The 15,219-nt window shown below is 54.3% G+C and carries 29 protein-coding genes; all 29 read left to right on the top strand.

The features are described 5' to 3' along the window. Positions 1-25 precede the first annotated feature (25 nt). The 29 genes from tuf (at position 26) to rplQ (ending at position 15,080) form a co-directional block, all read left to right on the top strand. Positions 26-1,219, top strand: a complete 1,194-nt coding sequence (gene tuf / locus AACW30_RS28585; protein WP_003176426.1) for an elongation factor Tu — start codon at positions 26-28, stop codon at positions 1,217-1,219. Positions 1,220-1,378: 159 nt separating this feature from the next. Further along, positions 1,379-1,690: a 30S ribosomal protein S10 gene (gene rpsJ, locus AACW30_RS28580; protein ID WP_003186070.1), complete on the top strand. Its 312-nt coding sequence runs from the start codon at positions 1,379-1,381 to the stop codon at positions 1,688-1,690. Positions 1,691-1,771: 81 nt separating this feature from the next. Beyond that, on the top strand, positions 1,772-2,407 hold the full coding sequence (gene rplC, locus AACW30_RS28575; RefSeq protein ID WP_003194649.1) for a 50S ribosomal protein L3: 636 nt from the start codon (positions 1,772-1,774) through the stop codon (positions 2,405-2,407). Between the two features lie 12 nt (positions 2,408-2,419). Next, entirely contained in the window at positions 2,420-3,022 is a 603-nt protein-coding gene (gene rplD, locus AACW30_RS28570) for a 50S ribosomal protein L4 (protein ID WP_017135963.1), read from the top strand. After that, the gene (gene rplW / locus AACW30_RS28565; RefSeq protein ID WP_002555488.1) at positions 3,019-3,318 is read left to right on the top strand and encodes a 50S ribosomal protein L23; all 300 of its coding nucleotides are present in this window, start codon (positions 3,019-3,021) and stop codon (positions 3,316-3,318) included. Before rplD ends, rplW begins: the two co-directional genes overlap by 4 nt. A 14-nt stretch (positions 3,319-3,332) precedes the next feature. Next, positions 3,333-4,157, top strand: coding sequence for a 50S ribosomal protein L2 (rplB, locus tag AACW30_RS28560; protein WP_003210080.1), 825 nt, complete (start codon positions 3,333-3,335; stop codon positions 4,155-4,157). 16 nt (positions 4,158-4,173) lie between these two features. Then, on the top strand, positions 4,174-4,449 hold the full coding sequence (rpsS, locus tag AACW30_RS28555; protein ID WP_002555486.1) for a 30S ribosomal protein S19: 276 nt from the start codon (positions 4,174-4,176) through the stop codon (positions 4,447-4,449). Between the two features lie 11 nt (positions 4,450-4,460). Beyond that, on the top strand, positions 4,461-4,793 hold the full coding sequence (gene rplV / locus AACW30_RS28550) for a 50S ribosomal protein L22 (RefSeq protein WP_003103908.1): 333 nt from the start codon (positions 4,461-4,463) through the stop codon (positions 4,791-4,793). 13 nt (positions 4,794-4,806) lie between these two features. After that, positions 4,807-5,493: a 30S ribosomal protein S3 gene (gene rpsC / locus AACW30_RS28545; RefSeq protein WP_003176422.1), complete on the top strand. Its 687-nt coding sequence runs from the start codon at positions 4,807-4,809 to the stop codon at positions 5,491-5,493. A gap of 12 nt (positions 5,494-5,505) precedes the next feature. Next, positions 5,506-5,919, top strand: a complete 414-nt coding sequence (gene rplP, locus AACW30_RS28540) for a 50S ribosomal protein L16 (RefSeq protein WP_003232424.1) — start codon at positions 5,506-5,508, stop codon at positions 5,917-5,919. Further along, complete coding sequence (rpmC, locus tag AACW30_RS28535; RefSeq protein WP_002555481.1) at positions 5,919-6,110, top strand: 50S ribosomal protein L29; 192 nt, start codon at positions 5,919-5,921, stop codon at positions 6,108-6,110. The genes rplP and rpmC overlap by 1 nt, the downstream gene beginning before the upstream one ends. A gap of 2 nt (positions 6,111-6,112) precedes the next feature. Beyond that, positions 6,113-6,379, top strand: a complete 267-nt coding sequence (gene rpsQ, locus AACW30_RS28530; RefSeq protein ID WP_003176419.1) for a 30S ribosomal protein S17 — start codon at positions 6,113-6,115, stop codon at positions 6,377-6,379. A 23-nt stretch (positions 6,380-6,402) separates the two neighbouring features. Then, positions 6,403-6,771, top strand: coding sequence for a 50S ribosomal protein L14 (rplN, locus tag AACW30_RS28525; RefSeq protein ID WP_002555479.1), 369 nt, complete (start codon positions 6,403-6,405; stop codon positions 6,769-6,771). Positions 6,772-6,782: 11 nt separating this feature from the next. Continuing rightward, positions 6,783-7,097 carry a 50S ribosomal protein L24 gene (gene rplX / locus AACW30_RS28520; protein WP_007896770.1) on the top strand — a complete coding sequence of 105 codons (315 nt, stop codon included), beginning with the start codon at positions 6,783-6,785 and terminating at the stop codon, positions 7,095-7,097. Between the two features lie 22 nt (positions 7,098-7,119). After that, positions 7,120-7,659: a 50S ribosomal protein L5 gene (gene rplE, locus AACW30_RS28515; protein WP_003194642.1), complete on the top strand. Its 540-nt coding sequence runs from the start codon at positions 7,120-7,122 to the stop codon at positions 7,657-7,659. A gap of 13 nt (positions 7,660-7,672) precedes the next feature. Next, a complete protein-coding gene (rpsN, locus tag AACW30_RS28510; RefSeq protein WP_003176414.1) occupies positions 7,673-7,978 on the top strand; it encodes a 30S ribosomal protein S14 in 306 nt (101 codons plus the stop codon). Positions 7,979-8,186: 208 nt separating this feature from the next. Then, positions 8,187-8,579 carry a 30S ribosomal protein S8 gene (rpsH, locus tag AACW30_RS28505; protein WP_010566853.1) on the top strand — a complete coding sequence of 131 codons (393 nt, stop codon included), beginning with the start codon at positions 8,187-8,189 and terminating at the stop codon, positions 8,577-8,579. Between the two features lie 12 nt (positions 8,580-8,591). Continuing rightward, positions 8,592-9,125: a 50S ribosomal protein L6 gene (gene rplF / locus AACW30_RS28500; protein ID WP_003176412.1), complete on the top strand. Its 534-nt coding sequence runs from the start codon at positions 8,592-8,594 to the stop codon at positions 9,123-9,125. A gap of 10 nt (positions 9,126-9,135) precedes the next feature. Beyond that, complete coding sequence (rplR, locus tag AACW30_RS28495; RefSeq protein WP_003186037.1) at positions 9,136-9,486, top strand: 50S ribosomal protein L18; 351 nt, start codon at positions 9,136-9,138, stop codon at positions 9,484-9,486. A gap of 3 nt (positions 9,487-9,489) precedes the next feature. Then, a complete protein-coding gene (rpsE, locus tag AACW30_RS28490) occupies positions 9,490-9,990 on the top strand; it encodes a 30S ribosomal protein S5 (protein ID WP_003176409.1) in 501 nt (166 codons plus the stop codon). A 2-nt stretch (positions 9,991-9,992) separates the two neighbouring features. Then, positions 9,993-10,169 carry a 50S ribosomal protein L30 gene (gene rpmD / locus AACW30_RS28485; protein WP_003176408.1) on the top strand — a complete coding sequence of 59 codons (177 nt, stop codon included), beginning with the start codon at positions 9,993-9,995 and terminating at the stop codon, positions 10,167-10,169. A gap of 3 nt (positions 10,170-10,172) precedes the next feature. Continuing rightward, positions 10,173-10,610: a 50S ribosomal protein L15 gene (gene rplO, locus AACW30_RS28480; RefSeq protein WP_003176407.1), complete on the top strand. Its 438-nt coding sequence runs from the start codon at positions 10,173-10,175 to the stop codon at positions 10,608-10,610. After that, entirely contained in the window at positions 10,611-11,939 is a 1,329-nt protein-coding gene (gene secY / locus AACW30_RS28475; protein ID WP_016969470.1) for a preprotein translocase subunit SecY, read from the top strand. A 27-nt stretch (positions 11,940-11,966) separates the two neighbouring features. Next, positions 11,967-12,083: a 50S ribosomal protein L36 gene (rpmJ, locus tag AACW30_RS28470; RefSeq protein WP_002555468.1), complete on the top strand. Its 117-nt coding sequence runs from the start codon at positions 11,967-11,969 to the stop codon at positions 12,081-12,083. A 129-nt stretch (positions 12,084-12,212) separates the two neighbouring features. Continuing rightward, positions 12,213-12,569: a 30S ribosomal protein S13 gene (gene rpsM, locus AACW30_RS28465; RefSeq protein WP_024077676.1), complete on the top strand. Its 357-nt coding sequence runs from the start codon at positions 12,213-12,215 to the stop codon at positions 12,567-12,569. Positions 12,570-12,599: 30 nt separating this feature from the next. Then, positions 12,600-12,989: a 30S ribosomal protein S11 gene (rpsK, locus tag AACW30_RS28460; RefSeq protein ID WP_002555466.1), complete on the top strand. Its 390-nt coding sequence runs from the start codon at positions 12,600-12,602 to the stop codon at positions 12,987-12,989. Between the two features lie 18 nt (positions 12,990-13,007). Beyond that, positions 13,008-13,628, top strand: coding sequence for a 30S ribosomal protein S4 (gene rpsD / locus AACW30_RS28455; RefSeq protein WP_003210056.1), 621 nt, complete (start codon positions 13,008-13,010; stop codon positions 13,626-13,628). A 22-nt stretch (positions 13,629-13,650) separates the two neighbouring features. Further along, complete coding sequence (locus tag AACW30_RS28450; protein ID WP_003176403.1) at positions 13,651-14,652, top strand: DNA-directed RNA polymerase subunit alpha; 1,002 nt, start codon at positions 13,651-13,653, stop codon at positions 14,650-14,652. 41 nt (positions 14,653-14,693) lie between these two features. Continuing rightward, complete coding sequence (rplQ, locus tag AACW30_RS28445; protein WP_003176402.1) at positions 14,694-15,080, top strand: 50S ribosomal protein L17; 387 nt, start codon at positions 14,694-14,696, stop codon at positions 15,078-15,080. Positions 15,081-15,219 lie beyond the last annotated feature (139 nt).

Genomic DNA, 15,219 nt, shown 5'->3' with positions numbered 1-15,219 from the left:
TCCTTTAGGCAAGGAGTTAATTGTCGTGGCTAAAGAAAAATTTGATCGTTCCCTACCGCACGTCAACGTTGGCACCATCGGTCACGTTGACCACGGTAAAACCACTCTGACTGCTGCTCTGACTCGCGTTTGCTCCGAAGTATTCGGTTCCGCAATCGTTGATTTCGATAAAATCGACAGCGCACCAGAAGAGAAAGCTCGTGGTATCACCATCAACACCGCGCACGTTGAATACAACTCGCTGATCCGTCACTACGCTCACGTTGACTGCCCAGGTCACGCTGACTATGTGAAGAACATGATCACCGGTGCTGCCCAGATGGACGGCGCAATTCTGGTTTGCTCGGCCGCTGATGGTCCGATGCCACAAACCCGTGAGCACATCCTGCTGTCCCGTCAGGTAGGCGTTCCGTACATCGTGGTTTACCTGAACAAGGCTGACCTGGTAGACGACGCTGAGCTGCTGGAACTGGTTGAGATGGAAGTGCGCGATCTGCTGAGCACTTACGACTTCCCAGGCGACGACACTCCGATCATCATCGGTTCTGCTCGTATGGCTCTGGAAGGCAAAGACGATAACGAAATGGGCACCACGTCCGTTCGTAAACTGGTTGAAACTCTGGACAGCTACATCCCAGATCCAGTTCGTGTTATCGACAAGCCGTTCCTGATGCCAATCGAAGACGTATTCTCGATCTCCGGTCGCGGTACTGTTGTAACTGGTCGTATCGAGCGCGGTATCGTTAAGGTTCAAGATCCACTGGAAATCGTTGGTCTGCGTGACACTACCGTCACCACCTGCACCGGTGTTGAAATGTTCCGTAAGCTGCTCGACGAAGGTCGTGCTGGCGAGAACTGCGGCGTTCTGCTGCGTGGTACCAAGCGTGACGACGTTGAGCGTGGCCAGGTTCTGGTTAAGCCAGGTTCGGTTAAGCCGCACACCAAGTTCGAAGCTGAAGTGTACGTGCTGAGCAAAGAAGAAGGCGGTCGTCACACTCCGTTCTTCAAAGGCTACCGTCCACAGTTCTACTTCCGTACTACTGACGTGACTGGTAACTGCGAACTGCCGGAAGGCGTTGAAATGGTTATGCCAGGCGACAACATCAAAATGGTTGTTACCCTGATCAAAACCATCGCAATGGAAGACGGTCTGCGCTTCGCTATCCGTGAAGGCGGCCGTACCGTTGGTGCTGGCGTTGTAGCTAAAATCATCGAGTAATTATCTCTTCCGAGATAGCCTTGATGTTTTGAAGAGGCCCCCGCTCAGCGGGGGCCTTTTTTATTGGGTTGACACCTATCTGGGCCGTCTATAGAATTGCGCCTCCTTTTAACGGGCGTATTGCGCTCGCTGGGAATAGCAGCCGGAGTCTGAAATCCAATGCAAAATCAGCAAATCCGTATCAGGTTGAAGGCTTTTGACCATCGCCTGATCGACCAATCCACCCAGGAAATCGTGGAAACCGCGAAACGTACTGGTGCTCAAGTGCGTGGTCCAATTCCACTGCCTACCCGTAAAGAGCGGTTCACCGTTCTGGTCTCCCCGCACGTCAACAAAGACGCGCGTGACCAGTACGAGATCCGTACTCATAAGCGCGTACTGGACATCGTCCAGCCAACGGATAAAACCGTTGATGCACTTATGAAGCTCGATCTGGCGGCCGGTGTGGAAGTACAGATCAGCCTCGGCTAAGACTTGGGTCTTAGTCGTGTAACGCTCTGAAATGGGCGGCCATAGCGGGTGAAAGCCCCGTACACTCATGAGGTTTACAACATGACTATTGGTGTAGTCGGTCGTAAATGCGGTATGACCCGTATTTTCACCGAAGAAGGTGTCTCCATTCCGGTCACGGTCATTGAGATCGAACCGAATCGCGTCACCCAGTTCAAAACTGAAGAAACCGATGGCTATCGTGCAGTGCAAGTCACTGTCGGCGAGCGTCGTGCTTCGCGCGTGACTGCTGCTCAAGCAGGTCACTTCGCTAAAGCAAACGTTGCAGCTGGTCGCACTGTTATGGAGTTCCGTCTCGAAGACGGCGACTACCAGGCTGGCGATCTGATCAATGCTGAAATCTTCGCCGCTGGTCAACTGGTTGATGTAACCGGTCAGTCCAAAGGTAAAGGCTTCCAGGGTACGATCAAGCGTTGGAATTTCCGTGGTCAAGACAACACTCACGGTAACTCCGTTTCCCACCGCGTCCCGGGCTCTATTGGCCAGTGCCAGACTCCTGGTCGTGTATTCAAGGGCAAAAAAATGTCCGGTCATATGGGCGCTGAGCGCGTGACCGTGCAGTCCCTCGAAGTAGTGCGCGTCGACGCTGAACGCAATCTGTTGTTGGTCAAGGGTGCTGTTCCTGGCGCTACTGGCGGCAACCTGGTTGTACGTCCAGCGGCCAAGGCTCGCGGTTAAGGGGAAGCTGACATGCAATTAAATGTAAATGACGCTCAAGCGATCGAAGTTTCCGAACTGACATTTGGCGGCGAATTCAACGAGACGCTGGTTCACCAAGCAGTCGTGGCCTACATGGCCGGCGGCCGTCAAGGTAGCAAGCAGCAAAAGACCCGTTCCGACGTACGTGGTGGCGGTAAGCGCCCTTGGCGTCAGAAAGGTACTGGCCGTGCTCGTGCCGGTACTATCCGTAGCCCAATCTGGCGTGGCGGCGGTACCACTTTCGCAGCTCGTCCTCAGGATCACACTCAGAAGCTCAACAAGAAGATGTATCGCGCAGCACTGCGCTCCATCCTTGCTGAACTCGTGCGTACTGATCGTCTGGTCGTGGTTCAGGACTTCGCTGTTGAAAGTCCAAAAACCAAAGATCTGCTGGGCAAACTGAACAACATGAGCCTGACCGACGTTTTGATCGTGTCCGAAGCTGTTGATCAGAACCTGTACCTGGCTGCTCGTAACCTGCCTCACGTTGATGTACGTGACGTGCAAGGTTCCGATCCAGTTAGTCTGATCGCATACGACAAGGTGTTGATCACCGTGTCGGCCGTGAAGAAATTCGAGGAGCTGCTGGGATGAACCAGGAACGCGTATTTAAAGTTCTGCTTGGCCCGCACGTTTCCGAAAAGGCTACGGTTCTGGCTGACAAGAAAGGCCAGTTCGTTTTCAAGGTTGCAACTGACGCAACCAAGCTGGAAATCAAGAAGGCCGTCGAAAGCCTGTTCAGCGTGAAAGTTGAGCGTGTTACTACCCTGAATGTTCTGGGTAAGAGCAAGCGCACTGCTCGCGGTCTGGGCAAGCGTAATGACTGGAAGAAGGCAGTTATCTCCCTTCAGCCAGGCCAAGATCTCGATTTCAGCAGCAGTGCTGAGTAAGGAAGGGGTGCATCATGGCAATCGTTAAATGCAAACCGACTTCCCCTGGCCGCCGTTTTGTGGTCAAGGTGGTCAACCAGGAGCTGCATAAAGGCGCTCCTCACGCACCGCTGCTCGAGAAGAAATCGAAGACTGGTGGTCGTAACAACAATGGTCGTATTACCACTCGTCACATCGGTGGTGGCCATAAGCAGCATTATCGTCTGGTCGACTTCCGTCGCAACGACAAAGATGGCATCGCTGCCACTGTCGAGCGTATCGAATACGATCCAAACCGTACTGCTCACATCGCTCTGCTGCTGTACGCAGATGGCGAGCGTCGCTACATCATCGCCCCTAAAGGCGTGAGCGCTGGCGACCAGCTGATCGCAGGTGCTCTGGCACCGATCAAGCCGGGCAACGCTCTGCAACTGCGCAACATTCCAGTTGGTAGCACCGTACACGGCATCGAATTGAAGCCAGGTAAAGGCGCGCAAATCGCTCGTTCCGCTGGTGCTTCGGCTCAGCTGATCGCTCGTGAAGGTGTCTACGTGACCCTGCGTCTGCGTTCTGGTGAGATGCGTAAAGTGCTGGCTGAATGCCGCGCGACCCTGGGTGAAGTCTCGAACTCCGAGCACAGCCTGCGTTCGCTGGGTAAAGCTGGTGCCAAACGCTGGCGTGGCGTTCGCCCAACCGTTCGTGGTGTTGCCATGAACCCGGTTGACCACCCACACGGTGGTGGTGAAGGTCGTACCTCTGGTGGTCGTCATCCGGTATCGCCATGGGGCTTCCCGACTAAGGGCGCGAAGACTCGTGGTAATAAGCGTACCGACAAAATGATCGTCCGTCGTCGCAAGTAAATAGAGGGATACGACAGTGCCACGTTCTCTGAAAAAAGGTCCTTTTATTGATCTTCACCTACTGAAGAAGATCGAAGTGGCGGCGGAAAAGAACGATCGCAAACCAGTTAAAACCTGGTCGCGTCGTTCGATGATCCTGCCACAAATGGTCGGTCTGACCATCGCAGTACACAACGGTCGTCAACACGTCCCAGTTCTCGTTAACGAAGACATGGTCGGCCACAAACTAGGCGAGTTTGCCGGTACCCGCACTTATCGTGGGCACGTGGCAGACAAGAAAGCCAAGCGTTAAGGGGTAAGGAAATGGAAGTAGCCGCTAAGTTGTCGGGCGCTCGAATCTCCGCCCAGAAAGCCCGCTTGGTCGCCGACCAGATCCGCGGGAAGAAGGTGGGCGAAGCGCTCAACCTGTTGGCTTTCAGCAGTAAGAAAGCCGCCGAGATCATGAAGAAAGTGCTGGAGTCGGCCGTAGCCAACGCCGAGCATAACGAAGGCGCAGACGTTGATGACCTGAAGGTCAGCACCGTTTTCGTCAACGAAGGGCGTTCGCTGAAGCGCATCATGCCACGTGCCAAAGGCCGTGCTGATCGCATCGTCAAGCGGTCTTGCCATATCACTGTCAAGGTTGCTGACAAGTAACGGAGTCGAAGAGATGGGTCAGAAAGTACATCCCATTGGCATTCGCCTGGGAATCGTCAAGGAGCACACCTCCGTCTGGTACGCAGACGGTCGGACTTATGCGGACTATTTGTTCGCTGATCTGAAGGTGCGTGAGTATCTCCAAGACAAACTAAAAAGCGCGTCCGTAAGCCGTATCGATATCCATCGTCCGGCACAAACTGCACGTATCACCATCCACACCGCTCGTCCAGGTATCGTTATCGGGAAGAAAGGTGAAGATGTTGAGAAACTGCGTCAGGACCTGACCAAGCAAATGGGTGTGCCTGTGCACATCAATATCGAAGAGATCCGCAAGCCGGAGCTCGACGGTATGCTGGTTGCGCAGAGCGTAGCTCAGCAGCTGGAGCGTCGCGTAATGTTCCGTCGCGCTATGAAGCGCGCCGTGCAGAACGCCATGCGCATTGGTGCCAAAGGCATCAAAATCCAAGTGAGCGGTCGTCTCGGCGGTGCTGAAATCGCACGTACTGAATGGTATCGCGAAGGTCGTGTGCCACTGCACACCCTGCGTGCCGACATCGACTATGCCAACTACGAAGCTCACACCACTTACGGTGTGATCGGTGTAAAGGTTTGGATCTTCAAAGGCGAAGTAATTGGTGGTCGCCAAGAAGAACTGAAACCACAAGCACCAGCGCCTCGTAAAAAAGCTGCTAAGTAAGGGGTACGCCAAATGTTGCAACCTAAGCGTACGAAGTTCCGCAAGCAGATGACAGGCCACAACCGTGGTCTGGCACAGCGCGGTAGCAAAGTCAGCTTCGGCGAGTTCGCGCTGAAGTCTGTAGCTCGTGGTCGTCTCACCGCTCGTCAGATCGAGTCAGCGCGTCGTGCTCTGACCCGTCACGTAAAACGTGGCGGCAAGATCTGGATCCGTGTATTCCCGGACAAGCCGATCTCCAAAAAGCCTCTCGAGGTTCGGATGGGTAAAGGTAAGGGTAACGTGGAATACTGGGTAGCCCAGATTCAGCCAGGCAAAGTCCTGTATGAAATCGAGGGTGTAACTGAAGAGCTGGCGCGTGAGGCTTTTGCCCTGGCTGCTGCAAAGCTGCCGCTCGCCACCGCCTTTGTTAAACGGACGGTGATGTGATGAAAGCGAATGAACTTCGTGAAAAATCCGCACAGCAGCTGAACGAGCAACTGCTCGGCTTGCTGCGCGACCAGTTCAATCTGCGTATGCAGAAAGCAACTGGCCAGTTGGGGCAGTCTCATCTGCTCTCGCAAGTTAAGCGTGACATCGCTCGCGTGAAGACTGTGCTCAACCAGCAGGCAGGTAAGTGATCATGGCTGAAGCCGAAAAGACTGTCCGTACGCTGACTGGCCGTGTTGTCAGCGACAAGATGGACAAAACCATCACCGTTTTGATCGAGCGTCGCGTTAAGCACCCGATCTACGGTAAATATGTTAAGCGTTCGACTAAGCTGCACGCGCACGACGAAACCAATCAGTGCCACATCGGCGACAAAGTCACTATTCGTGAAACTCGTCCGCTGGCCAAGACCAAGTCTTGGGCACTGGTTGATGTTCTCGAACGCGCTGTGGAAGTCTAAGGACTAGGGGTCGGAGAAATTATATGATTCAGACTCAATCCATGCTCGATGTGGCCGATAACAGCGGCGCTCGCCGTGTTATGTGCATCAAGGTGCTGGGTGGCTCCCATCGTCGTTACGCTGGTATCGGTGACATCATCAAGGTTACCGTCAAGGAAGCAATTCCTCGCGGTAAAGTGAAAAAAGGCCAAGTGATGACTGCTGTTGTAGTCCGCACTCGTCACGGCGTACGCCGTGCAGATGGCTCCATTATCCGCTTTGATGGCAACGCTGCTGTTCTTCTGAACAACAAGCAAGAGCCGATCGGCACCCGTATCTTTGGGCCAGTGACCCGTGAACTTCGTACTGAGAAGTTCATGAAGATCGTCTCGCTCGCCCCAGAAGTGCTGTAAGGAGATCCGACATGCAAAAGATTCGTCGTGACGACGAGATCATCGTGATCGCCGGCAAAGACAAAGGTAAGCGCGGTAAGGTGCTGAAGGTTCTTGCTGATGACCGTCTGGTCGTTGGTGGTCTGAACCTGGTCAAGCGTCATACCAAGCCTAACCCGATGTCGGGCGTACAGGGCGGTATCGTCGAGAAAGAAGCGCCACTGCACGCTTCTAACGTCGCCATCTTCAATGGCGAAACCAACAAGGCTGATCGTGTTGGTTTCAAAGTAGAAGACGGTAAGAAAATTCGTGTCTTCAAGTCGACCCAAAAAGCGGTTGATGCTTGAACACTGCTAGGTAGATAAGACCATGGCACGACTACAAGAGATTTACCGGAAGGAAATCGCCCCCAAGCTTAAGGAAGAACTTAAGCTCGGGAACGTGATGGAAGTTCCGCGCGTTACCAAAATCACCCTGAACATGGGTCTGGGCGAAGCGATCGGCGACAAAAAAGTCATCGAGCACGCTGTTGCTGACCTGGAAAAGATCACCGGTCAAAAAGTCGTTGTGACTTACGCTCGGAAATCCATCGCTGGCTTTAAAGTCCGTGAAGGTTGGCCGATCGGCGTCAAAGTGACTCTGCGCCGTGAGCGTATGTACGAATTCCTGGATCGTCTGCTGTCGATCTCCCTGCCTCGGGTCCGCGACTTCCGCGGCCTGAATGCCAAGTCCTTCGATGGTCGTGGTAACTACAGCATGGGCGTGAAAGAGCAGATCATCTTCCCGGAAATCGACTACGACAAGATCGATGCTCTCCGCGGTCTGGACATCACCCTGACCACCACTGCCAAGAACGATGATGAAGGTCGCGCCCTGTTGCGTGCTTTCAAATTCCCGTTCCGCAACTGATTGGAGTAGGACCATGGCCAAGATGAGCATGAAAAACCGCGAGCTGAAGCGTCAGCTCACGGTTGCCAAGTACGCCAAGAAGCGTGCAGCACTGAAAGCAATCATCGTTGATCTGAACGCAAGTCCAGAAGCACGTTGGGAAGCTACAGTTGCTCTGCAGAAGCAGCCACGTGACGCAAGCGCTTCGCGCATGCGTAACCGCTGCCGCCTGACCGGTCGTCCACACGGCGTTTACCGCAAGTTCGGCCTCGGCCGTAACAAACTGCGTGAAGCGGCAATGCGTGGTGACGTACCAGGTCTGGTTAAAGCCAGCTGGTAAGTACTTTCGACGTCCAGGTGGCCTGCATCGCAAGATACTGACCACCGGTGACCTTGAATCTGGAACAAGCCCCTTTTGGGGCTTGTTTCATTTCCGGAGTGTGTCTAGAATATCCGGCTCGCCTGAGCCCGTGTTTTCTATGCTCGGAGATTCTCGGCGACATATGTAGCCGCAAGGCTAATTTTTTTGTATTAGGAGCGTCTAGCCCATGAGTATGCAGGACCCGTTAGCGGACATGCTAACTCGTATCCGTAATGCCCAGATGGCTGAAAAGTCCGTCGTAAGCATGCCATCTTCCAAGTTGAAGGTAGCTGTTGCCAAAGTCCTGAAAGACGAAGGCTACATTGCGGGTTATCAGATCAGCAGCGAAACAAAACCACTGCTGTCCATCGAGCTGAAGTACTTCGAAGGCCGTTCGGTCATCGAGGAAGTGAAGCGCGTTAGCCGTCCAGGCCTGCGTCAGTACAAGTCCGCTGAAGATCTGCCGAAAGTTCGTGGCGGTCTGGGCGTGTCTATCGTCTCCACCAACAAAGGTGTGATGACGGATCGTGCTGCGCGCGCTGCCGGTGTCGGCGGCGAAGTTCTTTGCACTGTGTTCTAAGGGGGGATAAGCATGTCTCGCGTCGCTAAGAACCCCGTTAAGCTGCCAGCCGGTGTCGAAGTAAAATTCGCAGGCCAACAGCTTTCGGTGAAGGGTGCCAAGGGCACTCTTGAACTGAACATCCATTCGTCCGTTGAGATCGTTGAAGAAGCTGGTGAGCTGCGTTTCGCTGCTCGCAATGGCGATCAACAAACTCGCGCAATGGCCGGTACCACGCGTGCGTTGGTAAACAACATGGTCCAAGGCGTAAGCCAAGGCTTCGAGCGCAAGCTCCAGCTGGTCGGTGTTGGTTACAAAGCGCAAGCAAAAGGCACGGTTTTGAACCTGGCCCTTGGCTTCTCGCACCCAGTGGATTACGAACTGCCGGAAGGCATCACCGCTGAGACCCCTAGCCAGACCGATATCCTGATCAAGGGTATTGATAAGCAGCTGGTAGGTCAGGTGGCCGCTGAGATCCGCGACTTCCGTCCACCAGAGCCGTACAAAGGCAAAGGTGTGCGCTACGCGGACGAAGTCGTCCGTCGTAAAGAAGCCAAGAAGAAGTAGGGCATAGCAAATGACCGACAAAAAAGTTACTCGACTGCGTCGCGCTCGCAAAGCACGCCTGAAAATGCACGAACTCGAAGTCGTGCGTCTCTGCGTGTTCCGCTCGTCGCAGCACATCTACGCCCAGGTCATCTCGGCCGACGGCAACAAAGTCCTGGCAAGCGCCTCGACTTTGGATAAAGAACTGCGTGATGGTGCCACTGGCAACATCGACGCGGCCACAAAGGTTGGCCAGCTGGTCGCTACGCGTGCTAAGGCCGCTGGCGTCTCGCAAGTGGCTTTCGACCGCTCTGGCTTCAAGTACCACGGTCGCGTGAAAGCGCTGGCTGATGCTGCTCGTGAAGCTGGGCTGGAGTTCTAAGTTATGTCAAATAACGACCAAAAGCGCGACGAAGGCTACATTGAGAAGCTGGTTCAAGTTAACCGCGTAGCCAAAACCGTTAAAGGCGGCCGTATCTTCACTTTCACCGCGTTGACCGTGGTTGGTGATGGTAAAGGGCGCGTTGGCTTCGGCCGTGGCAAGTCACGTGAAGTGCCTGCTGCGATCCAGAAGGCAATGGAAGCTGCTCGTCGCAACATGATCCAAGTTGATCTGAACGGCACCACTCTGCAGTACGCAATGAAGTCCGCTCACGGCGCTTCGAAGGTGTACATGCAGCCTGCTTCTGAAGGTACCGGTATCATCGCTGGCGGCGCTATGCGTGCTGTCCTCGAAGTTGCTGGCGTTCAGAACGTTCTGGCCAAGTGCTACGGCTCGACCAACCCGGTAAACGTGGTTCACGCCACTTTCAAAGGTTTGAAAGCTATGCAATCTCCTGAGTCCATCGCTGCCAAGCGTGGTCTGACTGTCAAGGAGATCTTCTGATCATGGCTACCGTTAAAGTAACGCTGATCAAAAGCATGACCGGCCGCATTCCTAACCACAAACTGTGCGTTAAGGGTTTGGGTCTGCGTCGCATCGGTCACACTGTAGAAGTCCAGGATACTCCCGAGAATCGCGGGATGATCAACAAGGCTTACTACATGCTGCGTGTAGAGGGTTAATCGATGAAACTCAATGATCTGAGTCCAGCGCCGGGTTCCCGTCGCGAAAAGCATCGTCCGGGCCGTGGTATCGGTAGCGGTTTGGGTAAGACTGGTGGCCGTGGCCACAAAGGTCAAACCTCCCGCTCCGGTGGCACCATCGCTCCAGGCTTTGAAGGCGGCCAACAGCCGCTGCATCGTCGCCTGCCTAAGTTCGGTTTCGTTTCCCTGAAGGCCATGGACCGCGCAGAAGTGCGTCTGTCCGAGCTGGCTAAAGTGGAAGGCGACATCGTTACTGTGCAGACCCTGAAAGATGCCAACGTGATCAACGTCAACGTACAGCGTGTGAAAATCATGCTGTCCGGTGAAGTGACTCGCGCTGTCACTATCGGCAAGGGAATCGGCGCCACCAAAGGTGCGCGTTCGGCTATCGAAGCAGCTGGCGGCAAGTTCGAGGAATAAATGGCTAAGCAAGGTGCTCTCTCAGCGCTCGGCAAAGGCGGTATGTCTGAACTCTGGGCTCGTCTGCGTTTTCTGTTCCTGGCGATTATCGTCTACCGAATAGGCGCACACATCCCGGTTCCAGGTATCAACCCGGACCGACTCGCAGACCTGTTTCGACAGAATGAGGGGACCATTCTTAGCTTGTTCAACATGTTTTCCGGCGGCGCGCTGGAACGGATGAGCATTTTTGCACTGGGGATCATGCCGTACATTTCGGCATCGATCATCATGCAACTGATGACCGCCGTCAGCCCGCAGTTGGAGCAGTTGAAGAAGGAAGGTGAAGCTGGCCGTCGCAAGATTAGCCAGTACACCCGCTACGGCACTGTCGTCCTTGCCCTGGTTCAAGCTATCGGCATGTCCGTTGGCCTGGCAGGGCAGGGCGTTGCGTTCACTGGTGACTTTGGCTTCTATTTCGTCGCGGTATCCACTTTTGTGGCTGGTGCGATGTTCATGATGTGGCTGGGTGAGCAGATTACTGAGCGTGGTGTTGGTAACGGTATCTCGATGTTGATTTTCGCAGGTATCGTCGCCGGTCTTCCGAGAGCAATTGGGCAGTCTTTCGAGTCTGCACGTCAGGGTGATATCAATATCTTCGCTCTGGTTGCTATCGGTCTGCTGGCAGTAGCGATTATCGGTTTTGTGGTGTTCATTGAGCGTGGTCAGCGTCGTATTGCTGTTCACTACGCCAAGCGTCAGCAGGGCCGTAAGGTCTTCGCTGCGCAGACCAGCCACTTGCCGCTGAAAGTGAATATGGCCGGTGTTATTCCGGCAATTTTCGCGAGCAGCATTTTGCTGTTTCCGGCTTCGTTGGGTACCTGGTTTGGTCAGTCTGAAAACATGGGCTGGCTGCAGGACCTCTCTCAGTCGATCGCTCCTGGTCAGCCGTTGAATATTCTGCTGTTTAGTGCAGGGATTATTTTCTTCTGCTTCTTCTATACGGCGTTGATGTTCAATCCGAAAGACGTAGCGGAAAACCTGAAGAAGTCCGGTGCCTTTATTCCGGGTATTCGTCCAGGTGAGCAGTCTGCGCGCTACATTGATGGCGTTCTGACTCGTTTGACCCTGTTCGGTGCTCTATATATGACGGCCGTGTGCTTGTTGCCCCAGTTCCTGGTGGTTGCAGCAAACGTTCCGTTCTACCTTGGCGGGACCTCGTTGCTGATCGTGGTCGTGGTTGTGATGGACTTCATGTCCCAAGTACAATCGCACCTCGTTTCGCACCAGTACGAATCCCTGATGAAGAAAGCCAACCTGAAGGGTTACGGCAGCGGCATGTTGCGCTGAGTACCCATAAGGTTCGAGGAGTTGGTGATGAAAGTTCGTGCATCGGTGAAAAAGCTGTGCCGTAACTGCAAGATTATTCGCCGCGAAGGTGTTGTTCGAGTAATTTGCAGCGCGGAACCGCGTCACAAACAGCGCCAAGGCTGAGTGTGATCCGCTTGAAGCCCGGCAGCTAGTGCGCTGCCGGGTTGATTATTTGTTATTACAGCGATATTATCTCGCGCCCTATTTCTTGGCTTCCGGGGCGTAGGTAGCTGTCAATTGGAGTCCCACTGAATGGCCCGTATTGCAGGCGTTAACATTCCAGATAACAAGCACACTGTTATCTCGCTGACCTACATCTATGGTGTTGGTCGCACTACTGCGCAGAAAATTTGCGCAGTTGCTGGGGTAAACCCAGCCGCTAAGATCAAGGATCTGAGCGACGAGCAGATTGAATTGCTGCGTGGCGAAGTGGCGAAGTTCACCACTGAAGGTGACCTGCGTCGCGAAATCAACATGAAAATCAAGCGTTTGATGGACCTCGGTTGCTATCGCGGTCTGCGTCATCGTCGTGGTCTTCCAGTACGCGGTCAGCGTACCAAGACTAACGCGCGTACCCGTAAAGGTCCGCGTAAGCCGATCCGCAAGTAATCGCCCCAGCGAATCGACAGGAAAATTATCATGGCAAAACCTGCTGCTCGTCCTCGTAAAAAAGTTAAAAAGACAGTGGTTGATGGCATCGCCCACATCCATGCATCTTTTAACAACACCATCGTGACCATCACCGACCGTCAAGGTAACGCGCTGTCTTGGGCTACCTCTGGTGGTTCGGGTTTCCGCGGTTCCCGCAAGTCCACCCCGTTTGCTGCTCAAGTAGCTGCTGAACGTGCTGGTCAAGCTGCGCTGGAATACGGCCTGAAAAACCTCGACGTCAACGTCAAAGGTCCAGGTCCAGGTCGTGAGTCTGCTGTCCGTGCTTTGAACGGCTGTGGCTATAAGATCGCCAGCATCACCGACGTGACGCCAATCCCGCACAACGGGTGCCGTCCGCCGAAGAAGCGCCGCGTGTAATCCAGGAGATTGTAAAGAATGGCTCGTTACATTGGTCCAAAATGCAAACTCGCTCGTCGCGAAGGCACCGATCTCTTCCTGAAGAGCGGCGTGCGCGCGATCGAATCGAAGTGCAACATTGAAGCAGCACCTGGTATCCACGGCCAACGCCGCGGTCGCCAGTCCGATTACGGCACCCAACTGCGTGAAAAGCAGAAGGTCCGTCGTATTTATGGCGTTCTCGAGCGTCAGTTCAGCGGCTACTACAAAGAAGCTGCTGGCAAGAAAGGTGCAACCGGTGAAAACCTGCTGCAACTGCTCGAATGCCGTCTGGACAACGTTGTATACCGTATGGGCTTTGGTTCGACTCGTGCCGAATCCCGTCAGCTGGTATCGCACAAATCCGTCAGCGTAAACGGCCAAACCGTTAACGTCCCGTCTTACCAGGTTCGTGCTGGTGACGTGGTCGCGATTCGCGAGAAAGCAAAAAACCAACTTCGCATTGTCCAAGCTCTCGATCTGTGTGCCCAACGTGGCCGCGTAGAATGGGTAGAAGTAGACACTGAGAAGAAGTCGGGCGTTTTCAAGAACGTTCCTGCTCGCAGTGATCTGTCCGCCGACATCAACGAAAGCCTGATTGTCGAGCTCTACTCCAAGTAAGGGCTAGAAAATAGGTGCATCCATGCAGATTTCGGTAAATGAGTTCCTGACACCCCGCCACATTGATGTGCAGGTTGTCAGTCCAACCCGCGCCAAGATCACTCTCGAGCCTCTCGAGCGTGGTTTTGGCCACACCCTGGGCAACGCGCTGCGCCGCATCCTGTTGTCCTCAATGCCCGGCTGTGCAGTAGTCGAGGCCGAGATTGACGGTGTGCTCCACGAGTACAGCGCCATCGAAGGTGTACAGGAAGACGTAATTGAAATCCTGTTGAACCTTAAAGGTCTGGCTATCAAGCTGCACGGCCGTGACGAAGTTACGCTGACCTTGTCGAAGAAGGGTTCGGGGGTGGTTACCGCTGCCGATATTCAGCTGGATCATGATGTCGAGATCGTTAACCCCGATCACGTAATCGCTAACCTGGCGTCTAACGGCGCCCTGAACATGAAGCTCACCGTAGCTCGTGGTCGTGGTTATGAACCGGCCGACTCGCGTCAGAGCGATGAAGACGAAAGCCGCAGCATTGGTCGCTTGCAGCTTGACTCTTCGTTCAGCCCGGTTCGCCGTATCGCATACGTGGTGGAAAACGCCCGTGTCGAACAGCGTACTAACCTGGACAAGCTGGTTATTGATCTGGAAACCAACGGTACTCTGGATCCTGAAGAGGCTATCCGCCGCGCTGCAACCATTCTGCAACAGCAGTTGGCTGCGTTCGTCGACCTCAAAGGTGACAGCGAACCAGTGGTAATCGAGCAGGAAGACGAGATCGATCCGATCCTGCTTCGCCCGGTTGACGATCTGGAACTGACTGTACGTTCGGCTAACTGCCTTAAGGCGGAAAACATTTACTACATCGGTGACCTGATTCAGCGTACCGAAGTAGAACTGTTGAAGACTCCGAACCTGGGCAAGAAATCCTTGACTGAAATCAAGGACGTTCTGGCCTCCCGCGGTCTGTCCCTCGGCATGCGCCTCGACAACTGGCCGCCTGCAAGTCTTAAGAAGGACGACAAGGCGACTGCCTGATCGTCGTAATCACCGAACGTGAGTTTGGTAAGGAATGAACCATGCGTCATCGTAAAAGTGGTCGTCACCTGAGCCGTACCAGCTCGCACCGCAAGGCCATGTTCCAAAACATGGCGGTGTCGCTGTTCGAGCACGAGCTGATCAAAACTACACTGCCGAAAGCTAAAGAACTGCGTCGCGTTGCTGAGCCGCTGATCACTTTGGCCAAGACAGACAGCCTGGCTAACCGCCGTCTGGCTTTCGACCGTACTCGTTCGAAAGCTATCGTTGGTAAGCTCTTCAACGACCTGGGCAAGCGTTACGCTACCCGTGAGGGTGGCTACCTGCGCATCCTCAAGTGCGGTTTCCGCGCTGGCGACAACGCGCCTATGGCGTACGTCGAGTTGGTTGATCGTGCTACTGCCGGCGAAGCTGTATCCGCCGAGTAAGACGACAGTCTGCAACGAAGAACCGGGCCTAGTGCCCGGTTTTTTGTGTGCGTCTAAAAAACAGCCGTATTTCCTACGTCGCTGCCCGTGCTGCTATTAAGCCATCGCCGTTTGCGCGGCTGGCTCATTAGTTATTCTC

The organism is Pseudomonas sp. MF6747 (genome assembly GCF_963890955.1).
Taxonomy (GTDB): domain Bacteria; phylum Pseudomonadota; class Gammaproteobacteria; order Pseudomonadales; family Pseudomonadaceae; genus Aquipseudomonas.
Note: the sequence above shows the minus strand (reverse complement) of the source record. Positions and strands in the feature narration are given on the sequence as shown.

Coding starts and splice junctions, on each gene's coding strand:
- rpmD (WP_003176408.1), top strand. CDS start 9,993: ATGGCTACCGTTAAAGTAACGCTGATCAAAAGCATGACCGGCCGCATT.
- rplO (WP_003176407.1), top strand. CDS start 10,173: ATGAAACTCAATGATCTGAGTCCAGCGCCGGGTTCCCGTCGCGAAAAG.
- rpsH (WP_010566853.1), top strand. CDS start 8,187: ATGAGTATGCAGGACCCGTTAGCGGACATGCTAACTCGTATCCGTAAT.
- rpsJ (WP_003186070.1), top strand. CDS start 1,379: ATGCAAAATCAGCAAATCCGTATCAGGTTGAAGGCTTTTGACCATCGC.
- rpsN (WP_003176414.1), top strand. CDS start 7,673: ATGGCCAAGATGAGCATGAAAAACCGCGAGCTGAAGCGTCAGCTCACG.
- rplD (WP_017135963.1), top strand. CDS start 2,420: ATGCAATTAAATGTAAATGACGCTCAAGCGATCGAAGTTTCCGAACTG.
- rpmJ (WP_002555468.1), top strand. CDS start 11,967: ATGAAAGTTCGTGCATCGGTGAAAAAGCTGTGCCGTAACTGCAAGATT.
- rplV (WP_003103908.1), top strand. CDS start 4,461: ATGGAAGTAGCCGCTAAGTTGTCGGGCGCTCGAATCTCCGCCCAGAAA.
- rplF (WP_003176412.1), top strand. CDS start 8,592: ATGTCTCGCGTCGCTAAGAACCCCGTTAAGCTGCCAGCCGGTGTCGAA.
- rpsE (WP_003176409.1), top strand. CDS start 9,490: ATGTCAAATAACGACCAAAAGCGCGACGAAGGCTACATTGAGAAGCTG.
- rpmC (WP_002555481.1), top strand. CDS start 5,919: ATGAAAGCGAATGAACTTCGTGAAAAATCCGCACAGCAGCTGAACGAG.
- rplC (WP_003194649.1), top strand. CDS start 1,772: ATGACTATTGGTGTAGTCGGTCGTAAATGCGGTATGACCCGTATTTTC.
- rplB (WP_003210080.1), top strand. CDS start 3,333: ATGGCAATCGTTAAATGCAAACCGACTTCCCCTGGCCGCCGTTTTGTG.
- rplX (WP_007896770.1), top strand. CDS start 6,783: ATGCAAAAGATTCGTCGTGACGACGAGATCATCGTGATCGCCGGCAAA.
- rplQ (WP_003176402.1), top strand. CDS start 14,694: ATGCGTCATCGTAAAAGTGGTCGTCACCTGAGCCGTACCAGCTCGCAC.
- AACW30_RS28450 (WP_003176403.1), top strand. CDS start 13,651: ATGCAGATTTCGGTAAATGAGTTCCTGACACCCCGCCACATTGATGTG.
- rplW (WP_002555488.1), top strand. CDS start 3,019: ATGAACCAGGAACGCGTATTTAAAGTTCTGCTTGGCCCGCACGTTTCC.
- rplR (WP_003186037.1), top strand. CDS start 9,136: ATGACCGACAAAAAAGTTACTCGACTGCGTCGCGCTCGCAAAGCACGC.
- rpsQ (WP_003176419.1), top strand. CDS start 6,113: ATGGCTGAAGCCGAAAAGACTGTCCGTACGCTGACTGGCCGTGTTGTC.
- rplE (WP_003194642.1), top strand. CDS start 7,120: ATGGCACGACTACAAGAGATTTACCGGAAGGAAATCGCCCCCAAGCTT.
- rpsK (WP_002555466.1), top strand. CDS start 12,600: ATGGCAAAACCTGCTGCTCGTCCTCGTAAAAAAGTTAAAAAGACAGTG.
- rplN (WP_002555479.1), top strand. CDS start 6,403: ATGATTCAGACTCAATCCATGCTCGATGTGGCCGATAACAGCGGCGCT.
- rpsM (WP_024077676.1), top strand. CDS start 12,213: ATGGCCCGTATTGCAGGCGTTAACATTCCAGATAACAAGCACACTGTT.
- secY (WP_016969470.1), top strand. CDS start 10,611: ATGGCTAAGCAAGGTGCTCTCTCAGCGCTCGGCAAAGGCGGTATGTCT.
- rplP (WP_003232424.1), top strand. CDS start 5,506: ATGTTGCAACCTAAGCGTACGAAGTTCCGCAAGCAGATGACAGGCCAC.
- rpsD (WP_003210056.1), top strand. CDS start 13,008: ATGGCTCGTTACATTGGTCCAAAATGCAAACTCGCTCGTCGCGAAGGC.
- rpsC (WP_003176422.1), top strand. CDS start 4,807: ATGGGTCAGAAAGTACATCCCATTGGCATTCGCCTGGGAATCGTCAAG.